Origin of the sequence: Aeromonas sp. CD, from assembly GCF_033349375.1 — a bacterium.
GTDB lineage: Bacteria > Pseudomonadota > Gammaproteobacteria > Enterobacterales > Aeromonadaceae > Aeromonas > Aeromonas hydrophila.
This window is the reverse complement of sequence record NZ_CP137631.1, coordinates 3,927,932-3,954,003: the sequence shown is the minus strand read 5'-3', so window position 1 is coordinate 3,954,003 and position 26,072 is coordinate 3,927,932. Positions and strand designations below refer to the sequence as shown.

Here is a 26,072-nt window from a genome sequence, read left to right as displayed (position 1 = left end):
AGGGGGCGTGCAGCGAGTCGCGCGAGCATGCGAAGGGATGGCAGCGACTGCCGCTGTCGCCCCGCTGCAGACGCGATATAGTGTTGGTCAGAGCGCCCCGCTCTGCCGTCAGAGTTGTCAGAAAGGCTTGTCAGAGAAGGGGATAGGAGTAGACTCGTCCGCTTTTTCACCGTTGCCGCGAGGGTGGGTATGCCGTTTCGTCGTTTGAGGTTGCGCCAGTTTTATACCAGGCTGGGGGCGGCGTTGCTGGCCGGCCTGCTCCCCTTGCTGCTCGGGGTATTGATCGTCTCCTGGCAGACCTTTGCCGGCATGAAGCAGGATGCTGAAGAGCGCCTGCTTCATGCCAGGGAGATGCTGGAGCGCACCCTGGATCACGCCCATCAGGCGGCGGCCATGGTGCAGGGCAGCGTGGGGCGCCCCTGCGAGGAGGTGGTGCAGGGGCTGCGGGATCAGGTGGCGACCGTGCCGGACGTGCGCACCGTCAACCTGGCCAAAGGGGAAGTGGTCTACTGCTCCTCCCTCTACGGTCCCTATCAGGGCCCCTTCAAGCTGGCCGATTATGCCAATGGCCAGCTGGATCTGATGCGGGGCAATCCGGTGACGCCGGGGCGGCCTCTGGTGGTCTATCGCCAACCGGTGGGGGAGTACAGCGTGTTGGTCGGCATCGATGGCTACTACCTGCACAACATCCTCGACATGCTCAGCCGCAACTCGCCGCTGACCCTGGTGATCGGGGCGCAGAGCATGCTGGCCGACGGCCAGATCCACGACGAGGTGCCGCCCGTGGCGCTGGGGTCGCTGGAGCAGACCTCCGGCAAGTATCCGTTTCGGGTGGTCACGGAGCTCTCCCACGACGAGTACGGCAGCCATATCTGGATCTACTCTCGGGCCAGTCTCATCATCTACCCATTGCTGGGTCTGCTGGCGGGCTGCCTGGTCTACTGGCTGGCCGGCCGCTCGACTTCTCCCTCCCAGGAGCTGAAGCGGGCGCTGGATCAGCGGGAGTTCATCCCCTACCTGCAACCTGTGGTGACCGGTGACGACGCGCACTGGAGCGGCTGCGAGGTGCTGATGCGCTGGCAGCATCCGCGTCAGGGTCTCATCTCGCCGGATCGCTTCATTCCGCTGGCCGAAGACAGCGGCCTCATCGTGCCCATGACCCGGCTGCTGATGGAGCAGGTGCGCGAGCAGTTCGCAGGCCGAGTGCACAGCCTGCCCAGAGGGTTCCACTTCGGCTTCAACATCAGCGCCAGCCACTGCAAGGACATGAGCTTGCTGGAGGATTGCCGCGACTTCATCAACGCGTTTCGGGAGAACCCCATCAAGCTGGTGCTGGAGCTGACCGAGCGGGAACTGATCGTGGCGGACGAGACGACCGACCGCTTGTTTGCCGAGCTGCATCAGCTGGGGGTCTTCATCGCCATCGACGACTTCGGTACCGGCCACTCCAGCCTCACCTATCTGCAGCAGTTCCAGGTGGATTTTCTCAAGATCGACCAGAGCTTTGTCGGCATGATCGGCTCCGATGCCCTCTCCAGCCACATCGTGGAGAACGTCATCGATCTGGCGACCCGGCTCGGTCTGCTGCTGGTTGCCGAAGGGGTGGAGAACGAGGTGCAGGCCGCCTATCTGCGGGCGCGTCAGGTGAACTTCCTGCAGGGCTATCTGTATGGCAGGCCGATGCCGATGAAGGAGTTTGCCGGCCTGCTGGCGCAGGGCTGAGCCAACTTGCGCGCATAAAAAAGGCTCTGTCCCAATTACGTGTTGAAAGGCTAACCTTGAAGTAGGTCATCACCTTGAGGGCCGCCATCATGGATACCCAAGCCTTTCAACAGCTACTGTCCCTCTTCCCATTGCTCACTTCGCGTCAGCGTCGTCTCGCACAACATGAACTCACCACCCCTCACCCCATCACCTCGTTGGCTACTCACCTCCCCGCATGCCAATGTTGCCCTCACTGTCAGGCCGAGGCCACACAACTGGCTCCTTGGGGCTGGTCTCGAGGGCTGCGCCGTTATCGCTGCAAGCAGTGTTTGCGCACCAGTTCCGTGCTCACCAACACGCCTCTCGCCCGACTTCGCAAGCCACAATGCTGGGAAGACTATGCACAGGCCCTCATCGACGGTCTGACCGTCCGGCAGGCGGCGCTCCGCTGTGGGGTCGGTAAAAACACCGCCTTTTTGTGGCGTCACCGCTTCCTGAAGGCCATGGCCAGCCACCAGGCGGTACGGGAAGAGGGTATCGTCGAGGTCGATGAGACCTTCTTCCTGGCGTCGTTCAAAGGCCAGCGCGGATTGTCCCGCCCAGCCCGCCATCGTGGAGGCAAAGGCCGTACCCGAGGCACAGGACCGGATTACATCCCGGTGATGGTGGTGCAAGACAGAGCAGGCCACCTGGCCGATTTCCAGTTGGAACAGTTGAATGCCAGGGCGGTGAAGGCGGTGCTTGAGCCGCTTATCGCCCCGGATGCCGTCCTGTGCAGCGATGGTGCCGGGGTGTATGCGAGTTTCAGCGAGGGACTGGGGATAACACACCAAGTGGTGCGCAATCGAGCGGGAGAGCGGGTGGTGGGTGCATATCACATCCAACATGTGAACGGGTACCACAGGCGATTGAAGGAGTGGATGGAGCGGTTCCATGGGGTCGCGACCCACTATCTGAGGAATTATCTGGGTTGGAGGAGGATGTTGGAGCGCTATGGGCGGGAAGTGAATATCTCACGTTGCTTGCATGAGGCGCTGGGGCGCCCCATGCAACACATAATTGGGACATAGCCATAAAAAAACCAGCGACCGAGGTCGCTGGTTTTTTTTTCGTCCAGAGGCTGGTCAGAGCATGCGGGCGAGGGCGCGGCACAGACGCTTGACCCCCTCCTCGATGGTGGCTTCATCCACGCAGGAGAAGCTCAGGCGCAGGGTGTTCTGGATCTCGGGGCGCACATAGAAGGGGGCGCCCGGTACGAAGGCCACCTTCTCCTTGATCGCCTCGTCAAACAGCGCCATGGCGCTGACGCTCGAAGGCAGGGTCAGCCAGAGGAACATGCCCCCTTCCGGTCGGGTGTAGCTGACGCCGGGCGGGCAGTGACGGGCCAGGGCGGCCTCCATGGCGGCACGTTGACGGCCATAGACCTCCTTGATCTTCTCCAGATGGGCATCCAGCGAGTTGTCGATCAGGAAGCGGTGCAGCACCTGCTGGCTGAAGGCGTTGCTGTGCAGGTCGGTGGCCTGCTTGGCGATGGTCACCTTCTTGCGCAGCCAGTCCGGCACCAGCATCCAGCCGAGGCGGAAGGCCGGGACGACGGTCTTGGAGAAGGAGCCGAGCAGCACGGTATTGTTCGGCGCCAGCTTGGCGATGGGGGGCAGGTGTTCGCCCTCGAAGCGCAGCTCGCCATAGGGGTCGTCTTCCACCATCAGCAGCTCGTGGCTGACCAGTCGCTCGGCAAGCGCCTCGCGGTTGGCCCGGCTGTAGGAGACGCCGCTCGGGTTCTGGAAGTTGGGCACGCCGTACAGCAGCTTGGCGTTGGAGCCGCTCGCCAGCAGCGCATCCAGCGCCGCCAGATCCAGCCCCTCCTCACCCAGGGTGATGGGTTTGAAGGCCGGTTGATAGACGGAGAAGGCCTGGATGGCGCCAAGATAGCCCGGCTCCTCGATGATGAGATCCTGCCCCTCGTCGATCAGCACCTTGCCCAGCAGATCCAGCGCCTGCTGGGAGCCGCTGGTGATGAGGATGTTGTCCGGATTGACCTGCATGCCGTGGCGGGCCAGATAGCGGTCGGCGATGTACTGGCGCAGCGGGGCGAAGCCCTCGGTGGCGGCATACTGCAGGGCTGCGGCGCCCTGCTCGCGCAGCACGTCCTGGCAGGCCTGGTCGATGGCCTTGACCGGAAACAGGTGCGGATTGGGCAGACCGCCGGCGAAGGAGATGATCTCCGGATTGGCGGCGACCTTGAGGATCTCGCGGATGAAGGAAGGCTCTACCTTCTCGAAGCGCTGGGCAAAAAACGGCTGCATAGGATTCTCTCTGGCATGGTGAGCGGTCGCTCCATTCGACCGCCAAGTTATCCGTTTGTATCAGATTTAAAAAATGAGGCAATGGCTGTAACAAAAATCGATAAAAAAGGGCAGGTTTGGCACCTGCCCGAATTTTATCGGTCGGGGACGGCCATGGGGCGCAAAAGCCCCGGCGTGACCCGTTACAGTCCCGGCTCCTTGAGGAAGCGGATCATCAGCTCGGTGTTGGCACCGAGCTGCTGCTGCACCCGGCCCGGGAACAGTTCGGCCATCTTGTCGAGGCGGTCATACTGGGTATGCCAGATCTTGCCCCACTGGGTTTCGCTGTCCCGATCGCAGGCGCTCTTGGTGGCATCGTCGTAGCAGTCCCACAGCGCCGGATTGGTGGTCTGGGAGTAGCCGTCGTAGCCATCCGCCCCGTTGATGGTGAAGTTGGTGGCCTCCACGTAGGCGATGGGCACTCCGAGGCAGGCGAACGGCGCATGATCGGACCAGCTGCCGGTCTCCCCTTCCGGGTAGCCACTGTAGCTGGGGTGGATGGCAAACGGGGTAGAGGTCTGCTTGGAGATGGCCAGCAGGCGATCTCGCACCTTGGGATCGAAGCTGTAGCGGCTCGGATCGGCGCAGTTGTACTCGGCCACGTCGGAGTGGGCCGAGTGAACGTAGACGATGTCGCCCCCGGCGATGGTGTCGTAGTTCACCATGGCCAGCAGCTTGGCGACGGCGGCGCTGTCGAGGCTGGCGGCATAGGCTTTGGAGCCGTTGAGGCCGTTTTCCTCGGCGCCAAAGAAGGCGAAGCGCACCGTGTAGGGCAGGGTCTGTCCCTTGAGCGCTTCGGCCACCGCCAGCAGGGCGGCGACGCCGGCACCGTTGTCGGTGGCTCCCTCGGAGCCCTTCTTGTCGCCGGTGCTGTCATAGTGGGCACCGATCAGGATCACCTTGTCGCTGCTGCCCTTGAGCTCGGCGACCAGGTTCTGGGAGGTCTTGCTGGCCCCGCTCTTGGTGTAGATGAAGGGCTGGTTCTGCACCTCGTAGCCCCAGCCGGCCAGATGGTCCTGGATCCAGGCGGCGGCGCGGGTCTCGGCCTCGCTGCCGGTGGGTCTGGCGCCGATCCCCTCGGCGGTGGAACTCAGCTGCACCAGGTATTCATAGGCCTGCTCGGCGGCAGAGGGGGCCTGTGAATCGTTGCTGGAGGTGTTGCACCCGGCCAGCAGGGCTGTGATGGCAAACGCCAATGCGGTGTGTTTCATACTGCAATCCTTTGTTGTGTATGGTTTTATTTGCGCAGGTCAGCATGCACCCGGCGCCTGGCAGATTCTGTGAAGGGGGTGGCATTTGTCAATCGCGGTGGCGGAATTGGTCAGTGGCGGGGGATTTGTTGTGCGAAACACTTGCGCCCTGAGCCTATCTTGGGATAATTCGCTACCCTGTTTCGCCGAGCGATGAAATGACGAACAATTTCGCGCCTCGTCGGCGAGGTGGAACGATGAAACAACGAGCAATTCATCTCGATCGTCTGTGACCAGCACGACGAGATAACGAGCAATCCATTTATGTGGTCTGTGACCCAGACCGATGCAATAACGAGCAATTTGATTATGCCAGTGACCCAAGATGTGTTTAACGAAGACGGCAAGTTCATGCGCAAGATCCGCAGCTTTGTCCGTCGCGAAGGCCGCCTGACCAAAGGGCAGGAGAAGGCCCTGGAAGAGCTCTGGCCGGTCATGGGTATCGATTTCGCACCGGAGCCGCTCGATCTGGTTGCCCTGTTTGGCCGCGAGGCCCCGGTGGTGCTGGAAATCGGCTTCGGCATGGGCGCCTCCCTGGTGGAGATGGCCAAGAATGCCCCCGAGAAGAACTTCATCGGCATCGAAGTGCACTCGCCGGGTGTCGGTGCCTGCCTCGGTACCGCCCAGGAGGCGGGAGTCACCAACCTGCGTGTCATCTGCCACGATGCGGTCGAGGTGCTCGAGCACATGATCCCGAACGGCTCGCTGGCCTGCCTGCAGCTGTTCTTCCCGGATCCCTGGCACAAGAGCCGTCACCACAAGCGCCGCATCGTGCAGCCGGCCTTTGCCCAGGACATTCGCCAGAAGCTGGCCATCGGTGGCGTGTTCCACATGGCCACCGACTGGGAAAACTACGCCGAGCACATGCTGGAAGTGATGAGTGCCGCCGAGGGGTATGAGAACACCTCTGCCACCGGCAACTGGGTGCCGCGCCCCGACTGGCGCCCGCTGACCAAATTCGAACAACGTGGCCACCGTCTCGGCCACGGGGTGTGGGATCTGATTTTCAAACGTGTCAACTAACTGAAGGAGCTATCATGGCCAATCGTAGCCGCCGCCTGCGCAAGAAACTGCGCGTCGATGAATTCCAGGAAATGGGCTTCGACATCAGTTTCAACTTCCCGGTCGGTACCGCCGAAGAGACCATCGATGCGGTAGTCGACGCGATGATCGATGAAGTGATCGAACCCCGCAAGCTGGCCTTCGCCGGCTCCGGCCACCTGGCCTGGGAAGGGATGATCTGCACCCAGCAGCTGGGCAAATGCAGCGAAGAAGACCGCGCTGCCGTCAAAGCCTGGCTGGAAGGCAAGGGGATGGAAGCCGTGGTAGTCACCGAGCTGTTCGACCTCTGGTACGGTGAACCGGCCTGATGACAGGCTGGCTGTGGCAGGTGCCCCGGTGTCGACAGCCTGCGACAGCAGATAGACAAGTCCCGCCGCTGGCGGGATTTTTGTCGGTGGTGATGGGATCGCCACGTTAGTTATGGAATCGCTTATGGTGTTGTCATCCGAATTACTGGCCAGCATCCTGGATGAGGTGCGCCCGCTGCTCGGACAGGGCAAGGTGGCCGACTACATTCCGGCGCTGGCCCAGGTGCCGGCCGACCGGCTCGGGATCGCCGTCTGTACCGTGGAAGGGGAGCTGTTCACCGCCGGTGATGCCAGCGAGCCCTTCTCCATCCAGAGTATCTCCAAGGCCCTCAGCCTGACGCTGGCGCTCACCCTCTATCAGGAGGAGGAGATCTGGGCCCGGGTCGGCAAGGAGCCCTCCGGCCAGCCCTTCAACTCCCTGGTGCAGCTGGAATTCGAGCAGGGCATTCCCCGCAACCCCTTCATCAATGCCGGTGCCCTGGTGGTGAGCGATCTGCTGGAGACCCGGCTCACCGCGCCGCGCCAGCGTACCCTGGAGCTGGTGCGCCGCCTCTCGGGCAACCCGGCCATCATGGCGGATCAAGTGGTGGCCCGCTCCGAATATCAGCACTCTGCCCGCAACGCGGCCATCGCCTATCTGATGAAGGCTTATGGCAATTTCGAGAACGAAGTGGACAAGGTGCTGCAGAGCTACTTCAATGCCTGTGCGATCCGCATGAGTTGCGTCGATCTGGCGCGGGCATTCATCTATCTGGCCAATCGCGGGGTGCCGCTGGGCGCGACGACCCCGTTGCTGCCGGCCCGCACCACCAAACAGGTCAACGCCCTGCTCGCCACCTGCGGCCTCTATGACGAGGCGGGGGATTTTGCCTATCGGGTCGGCATGCCGGGCAAATCCGGGGTCGGTGGCGGCATCATCGCCCTGATCCCGGGGGAATTGTGCGTCTGTGTCTGGTCGCCCGAGCTCAACAAGGCGGGCAACTCGCTGGCGGGCACGGCGGCGCTGGAACTGCTGGCCGAGCGTCTGGGCCGCTCTATTTTTTAACCTTGTCACTCTGAATCGAGAGATCACCATGAAACGAATAATGAGCTTGTTACGGGCCACCCTGGCAACCTTGCTGCTCTGGCATGCCCTGCCGACCCTGGCTGCCGAACTGCCACCGCTTTCGCTGACGGATGCCAACGCCAAGCAGGCGGTCATTCTGGATACCCGTGCCAGCTACTTCTATCAGGGCTGGCCGATGGAGGGCGAGCAGCAGGGCGGCCACGTGGTCGGCGCCGAGAACCTCTCCGCCGAATGGAAGTACAGCGATGAGGAGTGGCCGGCGGCACTGGCGACCAAGGGGCTGAAGGCCGATCGGCCGGTGGCGCTCTACGGTGCCCCGCGCGAGGTGGCCGAAGTGGCTCGCCTGCTGCGCCAGCAGGGCATCAAGCAGCTGTTCGAGCTGCAGGGCTGGAAAACCGCGCCGCGCGAGCATCTGGCCCGCTGGCAGCAGCTGGTCTACCCGCGCTGGTTGGCTGACCTGCAGGAGGGCAAGCCGGTGGTGGCTGCACCCAGGGGCGACTGGAAGCTGTTCGAGGTGGCGTGGGGTTCCCCCAAGGCTTATCTGCTGAGCCACATCCCGGGGGCCGGCTACATCGACACCAACCGGCTGGAAGAGGAGCCGCTGTGGAACAAGGTCTCTGACGAGGCGCTCAAGGCGCTGCTGCTGGAGAATGGCATCCGCCACGACACCACCGTCATCCTTTACGGCCGCAACACCATGGCGGCGGCCCGTGCGGCCCACCTGATGATGTATGCCGGCGTGCAGGACGTGCGGCTGCTGGACGGCGGCCTGGATGCCTGGTTCGTGCAGCATCTGCGCACCGAGACCGGGCTGGCCAACAAGTTCACTCCGGCCAAGGCGTTCGGCGTCGCCATCCCGGCCCATCCCGAGTACTACACCACCCTGAGCCAGGCCAAGGAACTGCTCAAGCAGCCCGACGGCGCCCTGGTCAGCGTGCGCACCTGGGACGAGTTCGTCGGCAACACCTCCGGCTACAGCTACATCAAGCCGAAGGGCGACATTCCCGGTGCCAAGTGGGGTCGTGGTGGTGTCGATGCCAACAGCATGAGCGACTTCCACAACCCGGACGGCACCATGAAGCCGGCCCGCGAGATCCTCGCCATGTGGGACGAGTGGAACATAGAGCCGACCCAGCAGGCTGCCTTCTACTGCGGTACCGGCTGGCGCGCCTCCGAGGCGTTCTTCTACGCCTGGCTGATGGACTGGAAGCGGATCAGCGTCTACGACGGCGGCTGGTACGAGTGGAGCGCCGATCCCAAGAACCCCATCGTGACCGGCGAGCGCAAGCCCGCCAAGTAACGGATACAGATCGTAAAACAGGCCGGACCCATGTCCGGCCTTTTTGTACCCGCTCGGGCCTGCGCCAGCCGGACACTACACTTTGCGAGTGACAATCAGGTCGATGCAAGGAGTGACTGATGAGACGGATATGGCTAGGCCTGCTGGTGGCAGGCGTACTGGGACAGGGGGCGATGGCCGCGGAGCGGGATCGCTATCTGGTGCAGCTGAAACCGGGGGCGGAGGCGGCGGTAGTGGCCCAGAGCAAGGGAATGGGGGGCGAGCTGGCCCTGGCGCTGCCCGAGCAGCACGCGCTGGCGCTCTGGTTGCCGGCGGCGGCAGCCACGGCGCTGGCGCACAATCCCAACGTGCTCTGGGTGGAGCCGGACGCCAAACGCTATGCCAGCTCGGAGACCCTGCCCTACGGCATTCCCATGGTGCAGGCGCCGCAGCTCAGTGACGCGGCGGCGGGAGAGGTGCTGGTGTGCATCATTGACTCTGGCTACAGCGGCGGCCACCCGGACCTGCCCCACGGGGCCCAGGTGCAGGGCAGCAACGATGCCGGTACCGGCAGCTGGAGCAGCGACGAGAACAGCCACGGCACCCACGTGGCGGGCACCATCGCCGCCGTGGGCGGCAACGATCTGGGGGTAATCGGGGTGTTGCCGAACCAGAGCGTGCCGCTGCAGATCGTCAAGGTGTTCGGGGCCAACGGCTGGGCTTATTCCTCCAATCTGGTGGGGGCGCTCAATGCCTGCAGGCAGGGGATGATAAACCGCGGTTTTACCCGCATGGTCATCAACATGAGCCTGGGGGGCAGCGCTCCCAGCAAGACCGAGGAGCAGGCGTTCAATCAGGCCTATGGCCAGAACGTGCTGAGCGTGGCGGCGGCGGGCAATGCGGGCAATACCAGCAAGTCCTATCCCGCCTCCTACAGCAGCGTGGTGAGCGTGGCCGCCATCGATGCCAACAAGCAGCTGGCCTATTTCTCCCAGCGCAACGATCAGGTGGAGCTGGCGGCCCCCGGTGTCTCCGTGCTCTCCACCGTGCCGACCGGCTACGCCTACTACAGCGGCACCTCGATGGCGACGCCGCACGTGGTCGGGGTGGCGGCGCTGGTCTGGTCACAGCGGCTGGAGTGCAGCAACGATCAGCTGCGCCAGACCCTGCGCAGCAGCGCCCAGGATCTGGGGGCGCTGGGGCGCGACAACAGCTATGGCTACGGCCTGGTGCAGGCGAAGGCGGCGGCAGACAGAATGGCGCTCGGCTGCGGGCCGGGAACCGGTGGCAGTGGCAAGCCGGGTGGGCGCAAGTAGCTGATTGTTGACGTTGATCCCGTTGCGGCAATGGCGGCAAACGGGCTCATCTGGTTGAACTAGGCTTCAGACACCACCCTCGTGGTGAGGGTGAAGCGGGAGGCAAAACAGGCGATGAAGCAACTGATGATGATCCTGGTGTGTGCCCTGGCACTGGTGGCGTGCAGCTCCCAGTACATCATGAGCACCAAGGATGGCAAGATGATCACCACCGACAGCAAACCCAAGCTGGACGAGAGCACCGGCATGTACCGCTATTACGATACCGAAGGGCGGGAGGTGATGATCAAGAAGGATGACGTCACCCAGATCATGGAGCGTTGAGGCTCTCCTCAAGCAACAAGGGCTGCCCGCGGGCAGCCCTTGTCATTTTCGGTCCTCACACCGTCTGGGGCACCTGGCGGTTCACCTGACCCACGAACAGCTGGTGGAAACGGGAGTGGGAGTTGGCCAGCAGGCTCACCGGCGAGCCCTGCTCCACCACGGTGCCGGCCTCCATCACCACCACCCGGTCCACCGACAGCAGCGGCTCCAGATGGTGGGCGATCACCAGATAGCTGGCCTCGGGCCGGTAGCGATAGAGCAGCTCCGCCATCTTGCGCATGCCGATGTGATCGAGATCCGAGGTGGCCTCGTCCAGCACGATGAGCGGGCGGCGCGACAGCAGAATGCGGGCGATCACCAGCAGCTGGGTCTCGCCGGCGGAGAGCTGCAGCTTGTCGAGCTCCTCGTCCAGCCGGCCGGCGCAGCGCTCGGCCAGCCCGACCCGGGCCAGCGCCTGCTCCAGTGCCGCGTCGTCATGCTCGGTCAGGGGAGCCAGATTGGCGCGCAGGGTACCAAAGAAGGTGAGCGGGATCTGGGAGACGGTATCGTAGAGATCGCGCACCGCCTCCGGTGCCAGCCGGGACAGCGGCTGCTCGCCGTAGTAGATCTCCCCCTGGGAGGCGGGATACATGGCCTGCAGTACCCCCAGCAGCGAGCTCTTGCCGGCGCCGGTGCGGCCACACACGCCGACCTTCTCGCCGGGGGCCAGCTCGAAGTTGACCTTGTGCAGCGCCCACTGGCTGGCCTGCGGATAGCGCAGCCCCAGGTTGTCGAAACGCACCGCAGGGTGAGGGGTGGCGAGAGCCTCCCCCTCCTGACGCTCGCTCTCTATTTCGCTGTATTCGCGCACCCGCTCCACCGCGTTCATCACCTGCTCCACCTCGGCGAAGGTGCGGATGAGGGAGTTGAGCATGGCGGAGGCGGTAAAGGCGTAGGTGATGGCCACGGCCCCCAGCAGCGAGCTGTTGCCAAAGGCCACCATCAGCGCCACGGCGCCCACCAGGGCGGCGGAGAGCAGGGTCTGGTGCATGCCGAGCCAGCGGTTGATGGAGGTAGTGGTGTACCAGCTGCGCAGGTTGTTGTCATAGTGCAGCAGCACCTGATCCAGCGCGAAGCGCTCGGCCCCGGCCAGGCGCAGGGCGGGGGCACCGCGGATGGTCTCGCTGATGCTGATGTAGAGCGGCGAGCGCAGCACCGACGCCTGTCGCCGCAGCTTGAGCTGCACCGCCCGGTAGCGGCGCTGCAGCACGTAGAGGGCCCAGCCCACAAGGGGGGCGATGAGCAGCAACAGCGGCATGTTGATGCCGATCACCACCACCTGCAGCGCCACCGACACCAGCATGCCGAACAGCCCCATCAGCATGGAGAGCAGGATCTCCTGGGCTTCCCCCAGATCCCGATCGAAGCGGTTGAGGATGCGCCCCTGCGGCACCTTGTCGAAGAAGGCCATGGGGGCACGGCTGATACGCCCCAGCATGCCGTCAAACAGGGTCCAGGCCAGCTTGAGGCCGAGTTTGTAGTTGATGACCCGCACCACCATGATGCAGGTGAGAGAGCCAGCCCCCAGCAGCACATAGATGCCGAGCAGCTCGCTCACCCCGGTTACCCCGGCCTTGCCGCCGAGCCAGAGATCCGAGGCGATGCGCAGCCCCTCCTGGCCCAGGGTGAGCAGCAGGGCGAGCAGGATGGCGCCGGGGGCGGCCAGGCGCTGCCACATGAAGCCGAACAGCCCCCAGTCCACCTTGCCCTCCACCACCTTCTCCTCGCTGAACTGCTCCGCCTCCTGAGGCGGCACCGGCGGGGTGGGGCGGGGATGCTGGATGAGATCCGCCAGCTGGTGGGCATCGAGCTCCACCAGTCGGCCATGCTCGATGCGGATCACCCGATCGCAGTGGGCCAGCACGTCCGGGTCATGGCTCACCAGCAGCCGGGTCGGCCCCGGCTTGAAGGCGAGCCCCTGCTCCAGCACCTGGGCCGAGACGATGGGGTCGAGCGCCGAGAGCGGGTTGTCCAGCAGCAGAATGTCGGCCTGGGCGTAGAGGGCGCGGGCCAGCGCGACCCGCTGTTGCTGGCCGCCGGAGAGGCGGGTGCCGAGCTCGCCCACCAGGGTCTGATCGCCGTGGCTGAGCAGGCTGAGGTCGGCGCCCAGAGCACAGGCTCCCAGCACCCAGCGATAGCGCTCGCCATGCCAGGGCTGGCCGAACAGGATGTTGTTGCGGATGGTGTCGTTCATCAGCCAGGGCTTGTGGCCCAGATGGGCGACCCGGCCGTGGCGACGGATGCTGCCCTCGAAGCCGTTGTCGAAGCCGGCGATGAGGTGCAGCAGGCAGCTCTTGCCCGCCCCGGTGGCACCGGTGATCCCCACCAGTTCTCCCGGCTCGATGTGCAGACTGATCCCCTCCAGCACCGGTTTTTGCTGGTGCAGGGCGGTGACGTTGTCGAGCCGCAGGCCGCCCACCGGCAAGTTGGGGTCGGTGAGATCCCGGTGCTGCTCGGGGCTGTTGAGGAACTCGCACAGCCGGTTGAAGCCGGTGTTGAAGTTGATCAGGGTGCGGATGAGGTAGGGCAGCCGCATCATGGGGATGCGCAGCACGGTGAACAGGGCGATGGTGGTGAACACCTGGGGGAGGGTGAGCTCTCTGCCCGAGACCAGATAGGTGGTGAAGGTGGCCAGGGTCACCAGCAGCGGAGTGCTCAGCATCAGGCTCTCGTTGATGGCATCGAGCCTGAGCACTCGCCCCAGCACCCCCAGCTCCTGCTGGCGCTTGTGGCCGGCGGCCCGGGTGAAGAAGGCGCCAAGCCCGTTCTGGCGCACCAGCCGCAGCTTCTTGATGTACTCCGCCAGGATGCCGTTGCGCTCGTCCTGTTGACGCTTGAGCTGCTGCTCCTGCTGGTTCATGCGTCGCACCACCCGGGTGGAGATGAGCAGCAGCAGGGTGAGCACGGCGAAGCCGACCAGACCGGCGCTGCCCACCTGCCACACCAGCAGGGCGATGGTGCCGAGCAGTTGCAGCAGCATGGTGAGCGGCATGGCGGGATCAGCAAGAATCCAGGTGATGTCCCACACGTCCCGGTTGATGAGGTTCTGCACCCGGCCACCGGCCCGGTCGTCGAAGCTCTTGCCACCCAGCTTCATCACCTTGGCGAGCAGGGACTCGGCCAGCAGGCGGCGGATGGGCACGTGCATCTTGAGTGCCAGTTGCAGCGAGTGCTCCGCCAGCATGCCGGAGGCGAGCACCGAGGCAAACAGGGCGAACGCCAGCAGCAATTTCTGCTCGGTGGGGGCGCCGGCACCGAGCTGGGTCATGCTGTGGTTGAGCAGCCAGGGGCTGGCCAGGGTGGCTAGCATGCCGAACATTTGCAGCAGGGTGAGCAGGCCAATGCGCCCGCGGTAATGGCGCCAGATGAAGGCGGTGATGGGCCAGGAGCGCACCGGCTGGGCGGCGGTGAGTGCGAGGAAGGCGTCGGCGCGGCCATCGCGCCTGTCTTCCGGCAGCAGGGGATAGAGATCGTCGAGGTTGACCTGGGGCTCGCTCAGCCCCTTGCGCTGCAGCGGGCCGGTCCAGTGATAGAAGAGGCGGCTCAGCCAGCCGGCCGAGATTTCCGGATGATCCAATGGGTGTCCTTATTATTTTGTGCTGCTTCCAGAGGGGCGGGGCGACTCATGGGTCGCCCTCGATATTGTCGTCTTGCTGTGGGCGCGAGCCCGGCGGGATCAGCGATCCCGATTCATGCGGATGAGCCGATCCAGGATCTGCTCACCATCGACCCGCAGGCCGTTGTGTTCGTATTCGTTGGTGATCCAGGCGCGGCTGTTGCCAAGCCCCTTGAGGGTGTCGCGGCAGTAGTCGAACTCCACGTACATGTCCTCGGCATAGACGGCGCAGGCCACCGGCACGGTGTTGCGGGCCAGCTGCGCCGGGTCGTAGAGGGGACCCCAGTCCGCTTTCTGGGCCAGCAGGTGGGCGGCCTCCTTCAGTGGGATGAGCTCGCGGAACTGCTCGAACATCCAGGGGAAGATCATCTCGCCGGTGAAGGCAAAATCCTTGCCCGGCGCCCAGGCCAGGGCTGGATATTCGCTTCTCACCCGCTCAGCCGCCCAGTTGCTGGCGCTTCCTTCGCAATAGATGGACTCGTGCAGGATGGCGAACACCGGATTGGTGTTGAACGGCTGCATCGCCTGCAGCTGATAGAGGAAGGCGGGGTTGAGCCGCTCGCCGATGAAGGCGTCTTCCAGCAGGTAGTAGAGCTCCTCGAAGGCGCCGCTGGCACCCAGATCCAGCCCCTGCTGCTGCAACTGCTCCACCGTCAGACGCTGGCCGTTGGGCAGGCGCACCTCATGGCTGTGCAGGTGGTTGGCCAGCCGGTTGGCGATGGCCTGGGCGTGGGGGAAGCGGGCGAAGAAGGCACGGTTCTTGTCCGCCACCCGCTGGTAGGTGGCGCGGTAGACCTCGTCGGCACGGCGACCGATGGGGGCCACCCCGCCGGTGAGGTAGACCTCGTGCAGACTGTCCGGGAACAGGGAGAGGTAGGTGAGGCTGCAAAAGCCGCCGAAGCTCTGGCCGAGCAGGCTCCAGGGGCGCCCCGGGCTCAGTACTTCGCGAATGTACTCGGCGTCGCGCACTATGCTGTCGGCGCGAAACTGGCCGAGGTACTCCGCCTGCTGTGGGGCGGTGAGCTGGGCCAGCGCCTCGGCGCTGATGGGGCTGGAGTGGCCGGTGCCGCGCTGATCGAGCAGCAGCACCCGAAACTCCTGCAGGGCCCGCTTGATCCAGCCGCTGTCGGCGGTCGGACGCGGGGCGCCAAAGCCGGGCCCACCCTGCAGGAACAGCAGCCAGGGCAGATCGTCGTGCAGCCGGTCCTGGCGACAGAGGGTGCGGCCGAACAGGGTGAGGGTCTCCTCGTCATCCGGTCGCTGGTGGTCGAGGGGCACGGTGAAGAAGCGGGGCTCGCAATGGATGCCATCCAGCACATAACGCAACGGGCTGCTCATCTGGGGTCTCCCTGAGGGTAGGAAAATCGTCGGCCTCATCATAGCCCCGGCGTGGGAACGGGTCACGCCGGTTTTCCAAATTGTTAACATTGTCACGAAGGGAAAACGGACGGTGGCAGCGTGATGAATTTATTGTCGGCAAGGGAGTTGACGGCGCCGGGCGGCTGCACAAAGATGGCTCGCCTGCCGACGGGGCAGGGGTCGTAACAGGACGAGGTGGGCTTGATGAAGCCTAAGTGGATACGATTTCGCAAAAAAGAGAAACGGGTAAACCCGGAGGGTATGCTGCAGACCGGCTTGCTGCTGTTCAGTGCCACCTGCGGAGCGACCCTGCTGCTGGCAACCTGCAACGGCAGCTGACCGAAATGAAAAAAGCCCGCTCGATGAGCGGGCTTTTTAAATTTGGCTCCTCCTACTGGACTTGAACCAGTGACATACGGATTAACAGTCCGCCGTTCTACCGACTGAACTAAGGAGGAATTGTGGTGCCCAGAGACGGAATCGAACCGCCGACACGGGGATTTTCAATCCCCTGCTCTACCGACTGAGCTATCTGGGCAACGGCGCGCATTAAACCCTTTCTGAACGGATGTGTCAACCGCAGGGCGCAGATAGTCGGACTGTTCGCTCGACAAGTGAGCAATCAGGGCGTTTATTGGGCGGTTTGGCCCGTTTTTATCCTGGGCGGCAGGTCAGCAGATAAAAAAGGGGGCCTGAGTCCCCCCTGGTCACAACTGTCGTGCTCAGTGGCGGCTGACGATGATCCGCCCGGTGCTCATGTCACGGGCCTGGCCGGTGACGCTGATCTTGAGCCCGTATTCGGGCAGCAGGCGACCGGCATCCGGGATCTCCTTGCTCTGGTAGCTGCGGGAATCCTTGAACACCCGGTTCGGGGTGATCCAGAAGTCGCGCAGCAGGGAGCCGCTCGGGTGCTTGAGGTTGAGTGGCTGCTGGAAGCCCAGGCTGAAGGTGGCGTCGTGGATCTGGTAGCGGGTGCCGGCCACGGCGCCGTCGCTCCACTTGAGGGTGCGCTGATCCGCATCCACCACCCCGAGGAAGCCCTCACCCGGGTGGACACCCACCCAGTTGTTGGCCTGGCTGTTGTCCACGTACCAGAGCAGCATGCCCGGTTCGTAGCGCATCAGCTGGTCGGCCACGTTGATGTGGGCCAGCCCCTTGTCCACCCCGGCGTGGTTGCGCCACTCGGCCAGGTAGTAGTGATCCTTGGCCTCGTTGCCGTTGCTCTTCACAAAGCCGGCCAAGGTAAAGGCAGAACTGCCCTCGGCCCCGTCGCTCAGCAGGGTGTCGCCATCGGCGAGGATCTGCAGCTCGTCCACGAACAGCCCGTTTTCGGCCACGCCGCCATCGCTCTGGTATTGCAGAGTGAGGGTGACCTGCTGACCGGCCCAGGGGGTGAGATCGAACTCGGCATCGGTCCAGCCGTTGGAGTTGCCGGTGATGCCGATCCCAAAGCCCACCCCGTTGGGATCGTCGCTGGTGGTCAGGTTGCCCGCGATGGGCTGGCCGTTGACCAGCACCCGGGCGTAGTCGTATCCCTCTTCAATCTGATACCAGGCCTTGAAGCCGAGGCTGGCGCTCTGTTTGCCGCTCAGATCCAGCTTGAGGCTCATGCGGTTGTCGAGGTTGTTGCCCTTGCCGCCATGGTATTGGTACTGGCCGGCGTAGGGCGGGTTGAGCGGGATCTGCTTGGCCGGCAGGTTGATGCGCACCACGTCGTCGTTGCGCCCCTTGTCGTTGGCCTGATCCAGCATGTAGACGTTGCCGCGGGGGCCGAGATCGGCGAGCTGCACGTTGCTGCCGTGCAGCCAGTTGCCGCCGAGGGAGGCCTGCAGGAACTCTTTGGCCCAGGCGGAGAACCCGGTCGGCTCGGTGCCACCGATGACCCCGGCCCAGGAGCCGGAGGACATGATGGACCAGGTCGCCACCGGTTCCCCCTTGCCGGTGTACTTGGTGTCGTACTCGTCCGGCAGCCCCAGATCGTGGCCATATTCGTGGGCACAGACCCCGGCCGCCGCATCGATGGGCTGGATGGTGTAGTCGTAGGCGGCAAACTGGCCGCCGAAGTTCTGGCTCGGGCTGCTGGTGCCGGGGATGGGGTAGGGGGCGCCCAGATTCCAGCGATGGGCCCAGATGGCGTCTTCGCCGAGATCGCCGCCACCGGCCTCCTCGCCGACGCTGGAGTGGAAGATCATCAGGTGGTCGATGAGCCCGTCCGGCTCGTTGCGGTTGCCGTTGCCGTTGAGATCGTAGCGATCCTCCTGGTCAAACTGCGCCAGATCGATGGCAGGGTCGTTCGCCACCTGGATCAGCGCCTCCTTCACCAGCTCCCGGATGGTGTTCGGGGTGGCGTTGGCGCCGTAGTAGGCGGCGTTCTTGTCGGCGGTATACCAGCCCGCCACCTGACCGCGCACGCTGTAGCTCTGGCCGGACTGCTGCTCGTAGAACTGGCGCATGGAGATGAACCGCTCGCCGTTCGGGCCGGCATAGCCCTTGGACGAGAACAGCAGGTCGTTGTAGTGCGCCGGGGTGTAATCCGGGTAGTACATCTTGGTGAGCTCGGGGCGCACGCTGTTCTTCGGATAGTCGGGGAAGTCCACCAGGATGGCGAGGATCTTGTCCTTGCGCATCTGGCCCTGGTAGTGCTCCCGCTCGATGGCCTTGAGCAGCAGAGTGGGCACCCGATCACCGGGACGGGCGGTGCCGTTGAGGCGGATCTTCTTGAGGATGGTCTCGCGCACCTTGCCCTCTTTCACCGCCAGGGTGCCGCTGTTGCCCTGATAGGCCCGCGACTTCTGGCGATAGTAGCTGGCGAGGGCCGCCTGCTCCTGCTCGGGGGAGGCCAGGGTGGGGATGCGGCCGCTCTTCTTGAGCATCTCCAGCACCTTCACCTCGTCGGCCAAGGGGGCATCGAACGGACCGTGGACCGGGGCGGCCATGGCCTGGTTTCCAATCATAAGGGTTGAGCCGACAAGCAGGCTCATTATTGTTTTTTTAGGCATTATCTATGTGCTCCTTCACATGATAAAAAGGGAGCCTGGCTGGCTCCTCTTTCCGTACGGGCAGTGCTCCGCCCGCGTCCCTTGATACACCTCGTCCATGGCCTTTGTCACCGGGGTGCTGCTGGTGGATCCTGCTGATTTCAAACGGCTTGTTGCGGGGGTTGTGCGGTTTTCTCGTGTCTCGCTGAAGCTCCATATGGAGCAATTCATTCCCGGCAAAAGATTACGCTTTATTAACCTTTTGTGATGGCACCCCATTTGGGGTGGCCGCTGCCAGCTGCTTATCTTGGCTTGCCGCATTGAGCCAAGGTGGCTGTGCGGGTATGCTTTGCCGCAACCATGCCTACGGGGCAGGGGCGCAGCCAATACGGCGCCCGCCCGCGCGGGCATTTGATACCAACACAGTCGCATCTGGGGTTAATATGAGTCTTGATATGCAAGAGTGGCGCGAAGAGACCACCGCCATCGTCAACGAGTTGCTGGCCGATGGCAGCAACCCGGATCTGGAATACGAGATTGAGCACCACTTTGCCTGCCAGGATTTCGATCTGCTGGAGAAGGCGGCGGTCGACCTGTTCAAGGCCGGTTTCGAAGTGACCGATGCCGAAGAGATGGAGCTGGATGACGGCGCCACCATCTTCTGCTTCGACGCCACCACCGAGTGCAAGCTGGACATCGAGACCATAGTCGCGGACATCGCCAAGATGTTGCCCATCCTCGAAAAATACGGCGTGGACTACGACGGCTGGGGCACCTACTTCCAGGAGTAAGGCGCCCGCTCACGCACGCGTTGCAAAAACAACAAGGCCACCCTCGGGTGGCCTTGTTGTTGCTGGCTTACTGCTCCGGCAGCTGGTAGCTGCGGGCAAACTCGGCGGGGGGCAGGGGGCGGCTGAACAGGTAGCCCTGCAGCCGATCGCAGCCGGCCTGCACCAGCCACGCTTGCTGCTCCTGTGTCTCTACCCCTTCGGCGGTGATCTTGATGCCGAGCTCGTGACCCAGCCCGATGACGGAGCGCACGATGGCGGTGGTCGCCTGGTTGGTGGCCAGCCCTTGTGTGAAGCTGCGGTCCAGCTTGAGGGTGGCCACCTGCAGTCTGGGCAGATAGGCGAGCGAGCAGTAACCGGTGCCGAAGTCATCGATGGCGAGCTGAAAGCCCGCCTCGATCAGGTTGGCGAGGTTGCTCTCAATCTCGTCGGCATTCTCCATCAGCACCCCTTCGGTGATCTCAAGCTCCAGCTGCCAGGGGGCGAGCCCGTGGCGTTCGATGCAGGCGAAGATCTGCGGGCAGAGCTCGGGGTCGCGAAATTGCAGCGGCGACAGGTTGATGGAGAGCACCAGATCCGGTGCCGCCACCTGCCAGCGGGCCAGCTGGGCACAGCCCTGCTCCAGCATGTGGCTGCCGAGCAGGCCGATGAGCCCCAGCTCCTCCGCCAGCGGGATGAACTCGTCCGGCGAGATCATGCCGAGCTCGGGGTGGGGCCAGCGGCAGAGCAGCTCGGCCCCGTGCAGCTGGCTGGTGCGGGTGCTGATGATGGGCTGGTAGACGGCAGTCAGCTGGCCGGACTTGATGGCCAGCGGCAATTGGGCGGCGATCAGCTGGCGGCGCTTGAGCTTGGCATCGAGTTCTGGGTCGAACAGGGTGCAGTGCTGCTGCTGGCGCTTGCCTTGGGCCAGCGCGGCTTCGGCGTGGCTCAGCAGGCGCTCGGCGTCGTTGGCCTTGCCGTGGGCGATGCCGAGGAACACCGGGATCTGGATCCTGTGTTCTTCCACCTGGTAGGGCACCATCAGCGCCCCCTGCAGGCGGCTGCTCCAGCTGGTCAACGGCTCGCTCAGCTCGGGCAGCAGCATGGCAAAATCGTCGGCGGCGACCCGGCACACCAGCGACTGGGGCGGGGCCAGCTGTTGCAGGCGGCGGGCCACCTGATTGAGCAGCCGGTCGGCGACCCGGATGCCGAAGCGGTCGTTGATCTCGCGAAAGTGCTGCAAATCGACCAGCACCAGGCTCGCCTTGCGGGCGCCGAGATGGCGGCTGGTCTGCAGAAAGTGGGAGAGCTTGAGCAGGCCGGTCAGGCTGTCGTAGTGCTGCTCCTGCTGCAGCTGGGCCTGGGTGGTGCGCAGCCCGGTGATGTCGCGGCTCAGGGTGAGGATGCCGAGGGAGTTGCCCTCGTCATCCGGCACATCGACCCGGGTCACTTCCAGATGGCGGCCCTGGCCGTTGGCATCCACCAGGCAGTATTCACCGCGCCCCATCGGCAGCTCGGTAGAGAGGCGGTGGGCGACCCGCTGGCCGAGCGCCTCGCTCGCCACCATGCCCATGAAGTCGAGAAAGGCCTGGTTGCAGTCGATCAGCAGCCCCTGGTGGTCTTCCAGCCGGATCGGATCCGGGATGGCATCCAGCAGGCGGCGTTGCAGCAGCTGCTGCTGGCGAAAGGTCTGCTCCAGCTCCTTGCGCTGGCCAATTTCATTGACCATGCCGAACAGGGCCACCGGTTTGCCTTGCCCGTCGTAGAGCGGGATCTTGTGGATCTCCATCCAGCTGGTGGCATCACCGCTGCTGCAGTGCAGCTGCTGATAGAGCAGCGGTTTGCCCTCCGCCAGCAGGCGCAGATCCTCTTCCCGAAAGATGTCGCCCCAGGGCATGTCGGCATCGGTCTTGCCGATGAGATCCGCCGGTTGCGGCAGGCCCGCCTGCTCCGTGAAGGCGCGGTTGGCAAACAGGTAGCGCCCATCCGTATCCCGGCAGAAGATATTCATGGGTAGCTGGTCGATGATCTGCTGCAGCAGGGGCAGGGTGAGCAAGGAGTTCACACAGACACTCACGGGGGAAATTTCGAGCAAATCTATGATAGCAGGCTGGTTTTGTAAAGCTTGGGTTAAGGCTGACTCATTTCTGCCGATCCCTGCTGACAGTCTGTGTCGCTGACGCCATAATAGCCGCCGGTCGGCCGATGGCCGGATTATATGGATGAGAGAAGCAGCATGAAAAAGATTGTGGGAGTAGCACTGGCCCTGTTGATGGCCGGTTGTGCCAGCGACAACAATGGCGGCGAACAGTACCGCTATACCCCGCCGGTAGCCAAGGCGACCAACAACACCCAGGAGATGCAGATCCCGGTGGATCTGGTGTGGGCCCGTGCCGAGAAGTGGTTTGGCGATCACGGTCTTAACATCGAGAACAGCCAGCGCGGCTCTGGCCTGATGACCGCCAACGTCGAGAATTCGGCCGACGGTCTGGAGTGGCTGGATTGCGGTACCATGGGTTCCAAGGTCGCACTGGGCAACCCCAACCTGCAGATCAACCTGATCATCACCCAGAGCGGCAACAACAGCGTGGCGACCGTCAACGTCAAGGGCAACACCCAGCTCTACTTCGTCGAGTCCTCCGGCGAGCGGGTGCTGGCACCCTCCATCACCCCGGTGTGCGTCTCCCGCGGCAGCCTGGAACAGAGCCTGTTCTCCACCCTCGGCAATTAAGTCGCGCCGAGTGCCAGCAAAAACCCCGTTGCCTGCAACGGGGTTTTTGTTTTTGGCCCGCTAGCCGGGCAGGGCCGGCCAGCCCTGCTGGCGAAAGCGGCCTGGTGCCATCCCGCTCGACTGCTTGAATGCCTTGGCAAAGGAGGCCTCCGACTGATAGCCGACCCGCTGCGCCACCTCGCCGAGGGGGAGCTGATCCGGGTGGCGCAGCAGCTCGGCCGCCCGCACCATCCGCACCCGCACCATGAACTCCCAGACGCTGCAGCCCAGCCGTTGGCGAAAGTGGCGAAAATAGGTGGCGCGGGACATGGCGGCCAGCGCCGCCAGTTCATCCACGCTCCAGGGGTGGGCCGGGTCGGCCAGCATGGCCTGCAGCGAACGTCCCAGCCTGGGGTCCTGCAGGGCGCCGATCAGCCCAAGCGCCCCGTGCGGATCGCTGGCATGGGCGCGCAACCCCATGGCCAGCAGCACCTGACTGAGGGCCGTCAGCACCGCCCCCGAGCCCTGCTGCTCGCGCCGCAGCTCCTGGTGGATCAGGCTGAGCACCAGGCTCAGCGCCTGTTGCGACTCGCTGGCGAGCAGCGGGATGCAGAGCGGGCTGGGCAGGGCATCCAGCAACAGCGGTCGCAGCGGCCCCTGATAGCGGTACTCGCCGCACAGAAACTCCACCTGATCGCCGCCATCGCCCCTTAGCGGCAGCAGCCCGTCGCCCGGCTCGGCCAGGGTCAGGGCATCGCCTTCCCGCCAGATGGTATGGGGCTCGCCACCGGGCAGCAGCAGCAGATCGCCCGGCCGCAGGACCACGTCATCGCCCTGCGCCGTGCTGACCCGGATCTCTCCTTTCATCAGCAGATGGAACGGCATCACCCCGGCCGGGCTCTGTTCATGGGGCAGTCTGAAACCGCCGCGATAGAGGCAGCGCACGTCGAACGTGCCCTGGATGCCGGCCTGGCTGATCAGCTGGTCTATCTGGTTCATGATTCTATTTGACTGTTATTTGCGTCTTTAAAGTATTAAACGACTCAGGCCTCGATGCAATACTGGTTTCATCGAGCAGGCAGGGGCCTGTTCTGCCAAACCGGAGAGTCAAGATGCAAGACTGGGATCAATACCGTAAACAATTGATGGGCCGCGTCATGGAGCTGGGCACCCTGAGCCCGGATACCCTCAAGGGCTATCAGCAGTTGTCGGCCGCCGGCAGCAAGAGCGGCGTGCTCGATGGCAAGACCCGCGAGCTCATCTCGCTGGCGGTGGCCGTCACGACCCGCTGCGATGGCTGCATCGCCGTCCATGCCGATGCCGCCCTCAAGCAGGGTGCCAGCCGGGCGGAGATCGCCGATGCACTGGGCGTCGCCGTTGCCATGAACGCCGGGGCCGCCATGGTCTATTCCGCCCGGGTGCTGGATGCCATCGATCGTTGAGGCTGTGCGGGGCCGGCTGCGGCCGGCCCCTGAGGAGTAAGGATGTTGATATTCAATCGCTTGCTGGCCGTGCTCGCGGGTGGTGATCGTCTGGGCGCGACCCTCTGCCGCATTGCCGTCGGGGTCGTGTTCATCTGGATCGGGCTCTTGAAGTTCATTCCCTACGAGGCGGACAGCATCACCCCTTTCGTGGCCAACAGCCCCTTCATGTCGTTCTTCTATGAACATCCGGACCAGTATCGTCAGCACCTCAATCACGAGGGGGAGCTGGTGCCGGAAAACCGGGCCTGGCACGAGCAGAACAACACCTATGGCTATTCCCATGGCCTGGGCGTGGTGGAACTGGTGTTCGCCCTGCTGATCCTGGCCAATTTCCGCTTTCCCCTGCTGGGATTGATCGGGGCCCTGATGGCGTTTCTGACCCCCTTCGTTACCTTCAGCTTTTTGGTGTTCACGCCGGAAACCTGGGTGCCGGCGCTGGGGGATGCCCACCACGGTTTCCCCTATCTGTCGGGAGCGGGGCGGCTGGTGCTGAAGGACATCATGATGCTGGCGTGTGGTTATATCGCCATGGTGGATTCGGCCAGGACCCTGCTGGCCAGACGTGGATGAGTGACCCTGCCTACCGTTTGCCGCACCCTCTCGGGTGCGGCTTTTTTTATGGGGTGGGAGGCATGCATAAAAAAGCCCCCGGCGGGGCCGGGGGCTTGCAGAAGGTTGCCGCGTTAGCGGGCGACGTCGCCGTGAAACAGCGTCTGCTCGCCAGCTTTGAGCACATAGCCCTTCCAGGGGAAGAGGGTATAGCCGCTGCCTTGCCACGACCAGTTGCCTTCCGCCCCCTGGCGGGTGAGCAGGTGCTGCTCGCCGCTTGGCAGGGTCAGCTCGGCCTGGCTCTGATCGGCGTTGAACAACACGAAGGCGCTGCTGGTCTGGCCGGCATCGGTCGGGTTGAGCCGGATGCCCTGCTCGAACAGCCGCACGCACTGCTTGGTCAGTGCCGACCACTGATAGCCCGCACTGCCGATGCAGCCGTGGCTGTCGCGATCTGCGCCAACCAGATGTTGTTCCGGGGTACTGCAGGCCGCCAGCAGCAGGGAGGCGGCCATCAGGGTCAGGGTGCGCATGCTTACTCCTTGGCGTCCCGCTCGATGACGATGTTGGAGAAGCCCAGCTCCTTGAAGTAGTTCTCCCGGTAATCCTTCACGCTCTTCTTATCGCGCCGGCACACCTGGGCCAGCTGCTCTTCCATGGCGTGGAAGCTGGCCAGGTTGATCCCCTCGGCAGCAGCAATGGCATCGTAGATGCTGTTGAACTTGTCGTTGGCGTAGCCAATCTCTTTGGTTTTTTTGCCGTAGGTGTAGGTAATCTTGAACGCCATGGCGTTATTCCTTTGATTTGGCCTGCTTGCGCTGGACGTACAGATAGAGGCTCTCGACCTTCTCTCTGGCCCAGGGGGTCTTGCGCAAGAACTTCAGGCTGGATTTGACGCTGGGCTCATGGGTGAAGCAGCGGATATTGATCTGCTGCCCCAGCTCTTCCCAGCCATAGTATTCGACCAGGGCGGTGACGATGGCTTCCAGCGTCAGCCCGTGCAGCGGGTTGTTCTTCTGCGAGGAGGCGGGCTGCTCGCTCATGCCTGCGCCGCCAGCTTGGCAAAGGGCTGACCCATGCGGGTGGTGACCCCGTTGGCCAGATGGGGCTCGAAACCGGCCAGCATGCCCGGGCCAAACAGACAGACCACGGTACTGCCCAGCTTGAACAGGCCCATCTCGGCACCTTTTTGCAGGGTGATGGCTTCGTCGCCGCTGTAATCCCAGCGCACGACGCGCTTCTCTTTGGTCGGCGCTATGTTGCCGGCCCAGATGGTCTCGATGCTGGCCACGATAGTGGCACCGACCAGCACCAGCGCCATGGGGCCGTGCGGGGTGCGGAAGGTGGCCACCACCCGCTCGTTGCGGGCAAACAGGTTGGGCACGTTCTCGGCGGTGAGCGGGTTGACGGAGAAGAGATCCCCCGGCACGAACACCATGCTCTCCAGCACGCCGTCCAGCGGCATGTGGATGCGGTGATAATCCTTGGGCGCCAGGTAGATGGTGGCGAAGTCGCCATCCTTGAACGGCGCCATCAGATCCTCATAACCGCCCAGCAGCTCGCGGGCGCTGTAGTCGTGGCCCTTGGCCTGGATGATGCGACCCTGCTGGATCGGACCGAGCTGGCTGACGGTGCCATCCACCGGCAGCGCCAGGGTCATGGCATCCTCGACCAAGGGACGGATCCCCGGCTTGAGTTCGCGGGTGAAGAATTCGTTGAAGCTCTTGTAGTGGGCCGGACTCTCGTGCAGCGCCTCGCTCATGTCTACCTGGTACTGCTTGATAAAGGCCTCGATCACCCTGGTGGTGAGGTTGCCTGCTTCGGCAGCCGCAAGTTTGCCGACCAGGCGGGAGAGGGCGTGTTTGGGCAGACAGTATTGACCGGCAATTTTCAGGTTGTCAGTAATGCTCATGTTC

General features: G+C 63.9%; 25 protein-coding genes and 2 tRNA genes. 14 read left to right on the top strand and 13 right to left on the bottom strand.

Features of this window, described 5'->3' with window-relative positions; all coding sequences use genetic code 11:
- Positions 1-189 precede the first annotated feature (189 nt).
- Positions 190-1,722, top strand: coding sequence for an EAL domain-containing protein (locus R2E40_RS18295; RefSeq protein WP_253628267.1), 1,533 nt, complete (start codon positions 190-192; stop codon positions 1,720-1,722).
- Positions 1,723-1,811: 89 nt separating this feature from the next.
- Positions 1,812-2,774, top strand: a complete 963-nt coding sequence (locus R2E40_RS18290) for an IS1595 family transposase (RefSeq protein WP_253628266.1) — start codon at positions 1,812-1,814, stop codon at positions 2,772-2,774.
- Positions 2,775-2,828: 54 nt separating this feature from the next.
- On the opposite strand, the gene R2E40_RS18285 is transcribed toward R2E40_RS18290, so the two are convergent.
- Together R2E40_RS18285 and R2E40_RS18280 are read right to left on the bottom strand one after the other, a co-directional pair.
- Entirely contained in the window at positions 2,829-4,010 is a 1,182-nt protein-coding gene (locus tag R2E40_RS18285) for a PLP-dependent aminotransferase family protein (protein ID WP_139706236.1), read from the bottom strand.
- A 182-nt stretch (positions 4,011-4,192) separates the two neighbouring features.
- Positions 4,193-5,260 (bottom strand): M28 family metallopeptidase, encoded by a 1,068-nt coding sequence (locus R2E40_RS18280; protein WP_318164076.1) that lies wholly within the window; start codon positions 5,258-5,260, stop codon positions 4,193-4,195.
- 348 nt (positions 5,261-5,608) lie between these two features.
- Here R2E40_RS18280 and trmB point away from each other — a divergent pair, with 348 nt between their 5' ends.
- The 6 genes from trmB (at position 5,609) to R2E40_RS18250 (ending at position 10,654) form a co-directional block, all read left to right on the top strand.
- Positions 5,609-6,322 (top strand): tRNA (guanosine(46)-N7)-methyltransferase TrmB, encoded by a 714-nt coding sequence (gene trmB, locus R2E40_RS18275; protein ID WP_017410916.1) that lies wholly within the window; start codon positions 5,609-5,611, stop codon positions 6,320-6,322.
- A gap of 14 nt (positions 6,323-6,336) precedes the next feature.
- Entirely contained in the window at positions 6,337-6,669 is a 333-nt protein-coding gene (locus R2E40_RS18270; protein WP_011707230.1) for a YggL family protein, read from the top strand.
- A 124-nt stretch (positions 6,670-6,793) separates the two neighbouring features.
- Entirely contained in the window at positions 6,794-7,714 is a 921-nt protein-coding gene (glsB, locus tag R2E40_RS18265; RefSeq protein WP_029299132.1) for a glutaminase B, read from the top strand.
- 28 nt (positions 7,715-7,742) lie between these two features.
- Entirely contained in the window at positions 7,743-9,035 is a 1,293-nt protein-coding gene (locus tag R2E40_RS18260) for a sulfurtransferase (protein WP_318164075.1), read from the top strand.
- Positions 9,036-9,154: 119 nt separating this feature from the next.
- Complete coding sequence (locus R2E40_RS18255) at positions 9,155-10,330, top strand: S8 family peptidase (protein WP_318164074.1); 1,176 nt, start codon at positions 9,155-9,157, stop codon at positions 10,328-10,330.
- Between the two features lie 114 nt (positions 10,331-10,444).
- Positions 10,445-10,654: a YgdI/YgdR family lipoprotein gene (locus R2E40_RS18250; RefSeq protein ID WP_016351843.1), complete on the top strand. Its 210-nt coding sequence runs from the start codon at positions 10,445-10,447 to the stop codon at positions 10,652-10,654.
- A gap of 55 nt (positions 10,655-10,709) precedes the next feature.
- Here R2E40_RS18250 and R2E40_RS18245 read toward each other — a convergent pair whose 3' ends face one another.
- Positions 10,710-14,270 (bottom strand): ATP-binding cassette domain-containing protein, encoded by a 3,561-nt coding sequence (locus tag R2E40_RS18245; RefSeq protein ID WP_318164073.1) that lies wholly within the window; start codon positions 14,268-14,270, stop codon positions 10,710-10,712.
- 99 nt (positions 14,271-14,369) lie between these two features.
- On the bottom strand, positions 14,370-15,647 hold the full coding sequence (locus R2E40_RS18240) for an alpha/beta hydrolase (protein WP_029299141.1): 1,278 nt from the start codon (positions 15,645-15,647) through the stop codon (positions 14,370-14,372).
- Positions 15,648-15,872: 225 nt separating this feature from the next.
- Here R2E40_RS18240 and R2E40_RS18235 point away from each other — a divergent pair, with 225 nt between their 5' ends.
- Positions 15,873-16,007 (top strand): hypothetical protein, encoded by a 135-nt coding sequence (locus tag R2E40_RS18235; RefSeq protein WP_264083706.1) that lies wholly within the window; start codon positions 15,873-15,875, stop codon positions 16,005-16,007.
- Positions 16,008-16,050: 43 nt separating this feature from the next.
- On the opposite strand, the gene R2E40_RS18230 is transcribed toward R2E40_RS18235, so the two are convergent.
- The 3 genes from R2E40_RS18230 to R2E40_RS18220 form a co-directional block, all read right to left on the bottom strand.
- Positions 16,051-16,126, bottom strand: a tRNA-Asn gene (locus tag R2E40_RS18230).
- Between the two features lie 4 nt (positions 16,127-16,130).
- Positions 16,131-16,206 (bottom strand) — tRNA-Phe (locus R2E40_RS18225).
- Positions 16,207-16,390: 184 nt separating this feature from the next.
- Positions 16,391-18,604, bottom strand: coding sequence for an immune inhibitor A domain-containing protein (locus tag R2E40_RS18220; RefSeq protein WP_412055135.1), 2,214 nt, complete (start codon positions 18,602-18,604; stop codon positions 16,391-16,393).
- 160 nt (positions 18,605-18,764) lie between these two features.
- Here R2E40_RS18220 and R2E40_RS18215 point away from each other — a divergent pair, with 160 nt between their 5' ends.
- Entirely contained in the window at positions 18,765-18,914 is a 150-nt protein-coding gene (locus R2E40_RS18215; protein WP_318164071.1) for a hypothetical protein, read from the top strand.
- A 175-nt stretch (positions 18,915-19,089) separates the two neighbouring features.
- Positions 19,090-19,437 (top strand): ribonuclease E inhibitor RraB, encoded by a 348-nt coding sequence (rraB, locus tag R2E40_RS18210; protein ID WP_076360509.1) that lies wholly within the window; start codon positions 19,090-19,092, stop codon positions 19,435-19,437.
- A gap of 67 nt (positions 19,438-19,504) precedes the next feature.
- Here the strand turns inward: rraB and R2E40_RS18205 are convergent, their stop codons facing one another.
- Positions 19,505-21,478 carry a putative bifunctional diguanylate cyclase/phosphodiesterase gene (locus tag R2E40_RS18205; protein WP_318164070.1) on the bottom strand — a complete coding sequence of 658 codons (1,974 nt, stop codon included), beginning with the start codon at positions 21,476-21,478 and terminating at the stop codon, positions 19,505-19,507.
- Positions 21,479-21,649: 171 nt separating this feature from the next.
- Here R2E40_RS18205 and R2E40_RS18200 point away from each other — a divergent pair, with 171 nt between their 5' ends.
- Positions 21,650-22,144 (top strand): hypothetical protein, encoded by a 495-nt coding sequence (locus R2E40_RS18200; RefSeq protein WP_017410927.1) that lies wholly within the window; start codon positions 21,650-21,652, stop codon positions 22,142-22,144.
- A gap of 60 nt (positions 22,145-22,204) precedes the next feature.
- Here the strand turns inward: R2E40_RS18200 and R2E40_RS18195 are convergent, their stop codons facing one another.
- On the bottom strand, positions 22,205-23,122 hold the full coding sequence (locus R2E40_RS18195) for an AraC family transcriptional regulator (RefSeq protein WP_318164069.1): 918 nt from the start codon (positions 23,120-23,122) through the stop codon (positions 22,205-22,207).
- Positions 23,123-23,235: 113 nt separating this feature from the next.
- Between R2E40_RS18195 and R2E40_RS18190 the strand changes: the two genes are divergently transcribed.
- Both R2E40_RS18190 and rclC read left to right on the top strand, forming a co-directional pair.
- Positions 23,236-23,565: a carboxymuconolactone decarboxylase family protein gene (locus R2E40_RS18190; RefSeq protein WP_017410929.1), complete on the top strand. Its 330-nt coding sequence runs from the start codon at positions 23,236-23,238 to the stop codon at positions 23,563-23,565.
- A gap of 42 nt (positions 23,566-23,607) precedes the next feature.
- Positions 23,608-24,177 carry a reactive chlorine resistance membrane protein RclC gene (gene rclC, locus R2E40_RS18185; protein ID WP_011707216.1) on the top strand — a complete coding sequence of 190 codons (570 nt, stop codon included), beginning with the start codon at positions 23,608-23,610 and terminating at the stop codon, positions 24,175-24,177.
- A gap of 113 nt (positions 24,178-24,290) precedes the next feature.
- Here rclC and R2E40_RS18180 read toward each other — a convergent pair whose 3' ends face one another.
- Genes R2E40_RS18180 through asd form a run of 4 tightly spaced genes read right to left on the bottom strand, consistent with a single transcriptional unit; the run spans position 24,291 to position 26,068 of the window.
- Positions 24,291-24,689, bottom strand: coding sequence for a hypothetical protein (locus R2E40_RS18180; RefSeq protein WP_113995604.1), 399 nt, complete (start codon positions 24,687-24,689; stop codon positions 24,291-24,293).
- Positions 24,690-24,691: 2 nt separating this feature from the next.
- Complete coding sequence (locus tag R2E40_RS18175; protein ID WP_011707214.1) at positions 24,692-24,943, bottom strand: DUF2960 domain-containing protein; 252 nt, start codon at positions 24,941-24,943, stop codon at positions 24,692-24,694.
- Positions 24,944-24,947: 4 nt separating this feature from the next.
- Positions 24,948-25,199 (bottom strand): VF530 family DNA-binding protein, encoded by a 252-nt coding sequence (locus R2E40_RS18170; protein WP_201885436.1) that lies wholly within the window; start codon positions 25,197-25,199, stop codon positions 24,948-24,950.
- Positions 25,196-26,068 carry an archaetidylserine decarboxylase gene (gene asd / locus R2E40_RS18165; protein ID WP_318164068.1) on the bottom strand — a complete coding sequence of 291 codons (873 nt, stop codon included), beginning with the start codon at positions 26,066-26,068 and terminating at the stop codon, positions 25,196-25,198. Before asd ends, R2E40_RS18170 begins: the two co-directional genes overlap by 4 nt.
- Positions 26,069-26,072: the final 4 nt, after the last annotated feature.

Bases quoted from the DNA above. Each gene is read 5' to 3' on its own strand.
- R2E40_RS18295 (WP_253628267.1), top strand. From the start codon at position 190: ATGCCGTTTCGTCGTTTGAGGTTGCGCCAGTTTTATACCAGGCTGGGG.
- R2E40_RS18290 (WP_253628266.1), top strand. From the start codon at position 1,812: ATGGATACCCAAGCCTTTCAACAGCTACTGTCCCTCTTCCCATTGCTC.
- R2E40_RS18285 (WP_139706236.1), bottom strand. From the start codon at position 4,010: ATGCAGCCGTTTTTTGCCCAGCGCTTCGAGAAGGTAGAGCCTTCCTTC.
- R2E40_RS18280 (WP_318164076.1), bottom strand. From the start codon at position 5,260: ATGAAACACACCGCATTGGCGTTTGCCATCACAGCCCTGCTGGCCGGG.
- trmB (WP_017410916.1), top strand. From the start codon at position 5,609: ATGCCAGTGACCCAAGATGTGTTTAACGAAGACGGCAAGTTCATGCGC.
- R2E40_RS18270 (WP_011707230.1), top strand. From the start codon at position 6,337: ATGGCCAATCGTAGCCGCCGCCTGCGCAAGAAACTGCGCGTCGATGAA.
- glsB (WP_029299132.1), top strand. From the start codon at position 6,794: ATGGTGTTGTCATCCGAATTACTGGCCAGCATCCTGGATGAGGTGCGC.
- R2E40_RS18260 (WP_318164075.1), top strand. From the start codon at position 7,743: ATGAAACGAATAATGAGCTTGTTACGGGCCACCCTGGCAACCTTGCTG.
- R2E40_RS18255 (WP_318164074.1), top strand. From the start codon at position 9,155: ATGAGACGGATATGGCTAGGCCTGCTGGTGGCAGGCGTACTGGGACAG.
- R2E40_RS18250 (WP_016351843.1), top strand. From the start codon at position 10,445: ATGAAGCAACTGATGATGATCCTGGTGTGTGCCCTGGCACTGGTGGCG.
- R2E40_RS18240 (WP_029299141.1), bottom strand. From the start codon at position 15,647: ATGAGCAGCCCGTTGCGTTATGTGCTGGATGGCATCCATTGCGAGCCC.
- R2E40_RS18235 (WP_264083706.1), top strand. From the start codon at position 15,873: ATGAAGCCTAAGTGGATACGATTTCGCAAAAAAGAGAAACGGGTAAAC.
- R2E40_RS18220 (WP_412055135.1), bottom strand. From the start codon at position 18,604: ATGGCCGCCCCGGTCCACGGTCCGTTCGATGCCCCCTTGGCCGACGAG.
- R2E40_RS18215 (WP_318164071.1), top strand. From the start codon at position 18,765: ATGGCCTTTGTCACCGGGGTGCTGCTGGTGGATCCTGCTGATTTCAAA.
- rraB (WP_076360509.1), top strand. From the start codon at position 19,090: ATGAGTCTTGATATGCAAGAGTGGCGCGAAGAGACCACCGCCATCGTC.
- R2E40_RS18200 (WP_017410927.1), top strand. From the start codon at position 21,650: ATGAAAAAGATTGTGGGAGTAGCACTGGCCCTGTTGATGGCCGGTTGT.
- R2E40_RS18195 (WP_318164069.1), bottom strand. From the start codon at position 23,122: ATGAACCAGATAGACCAGCTGATCAGCCAGGCCGGCATCCAGGGCACG.
- R2E40_RS18190 (WP_017410929.1), top strand. From the start codon at position 23,236: ATGCAAGACTGGGATCAATACCGTAAACAATTGATGGGCCGCGTCATG.
- rclC (WP_011707216.1), top strand. From the start codon at position 23,608: ATGTTGATATTCAATCGCTTGCTGGCCGTGCTCGCGGGTGGTGATCGT.
- R2E40_RS18180 (WP_113995604.1), bottom strand. From the start codon at position 24,689: ATGCGCACCCTGACCCTGATGGCCGCCTCCCTGCTGCTGGCGGCCTGC.
- R2E40_RS18175 (WP_011707214.1), bottom strand. From the start codon at position 24,943: ATGGCGTTCAAGATTACCTACACCTACGGCAAAAAAACCAAAGAGATT.
- R2E40_RS18170 (WP_201885436.1), bottom strand. From the start codon at position 25,199: ATGAGCGAGCAGCCCGCCTCCTCGCAGAAGAACAACCCGCTGCACGGG.
- asd (WP_318164068.1), bottom strand. From the start codon at position 26,068: ATGAGCATTACTGACAACCTGAAAATTGCCGGTCAATACTGTCTGCCC.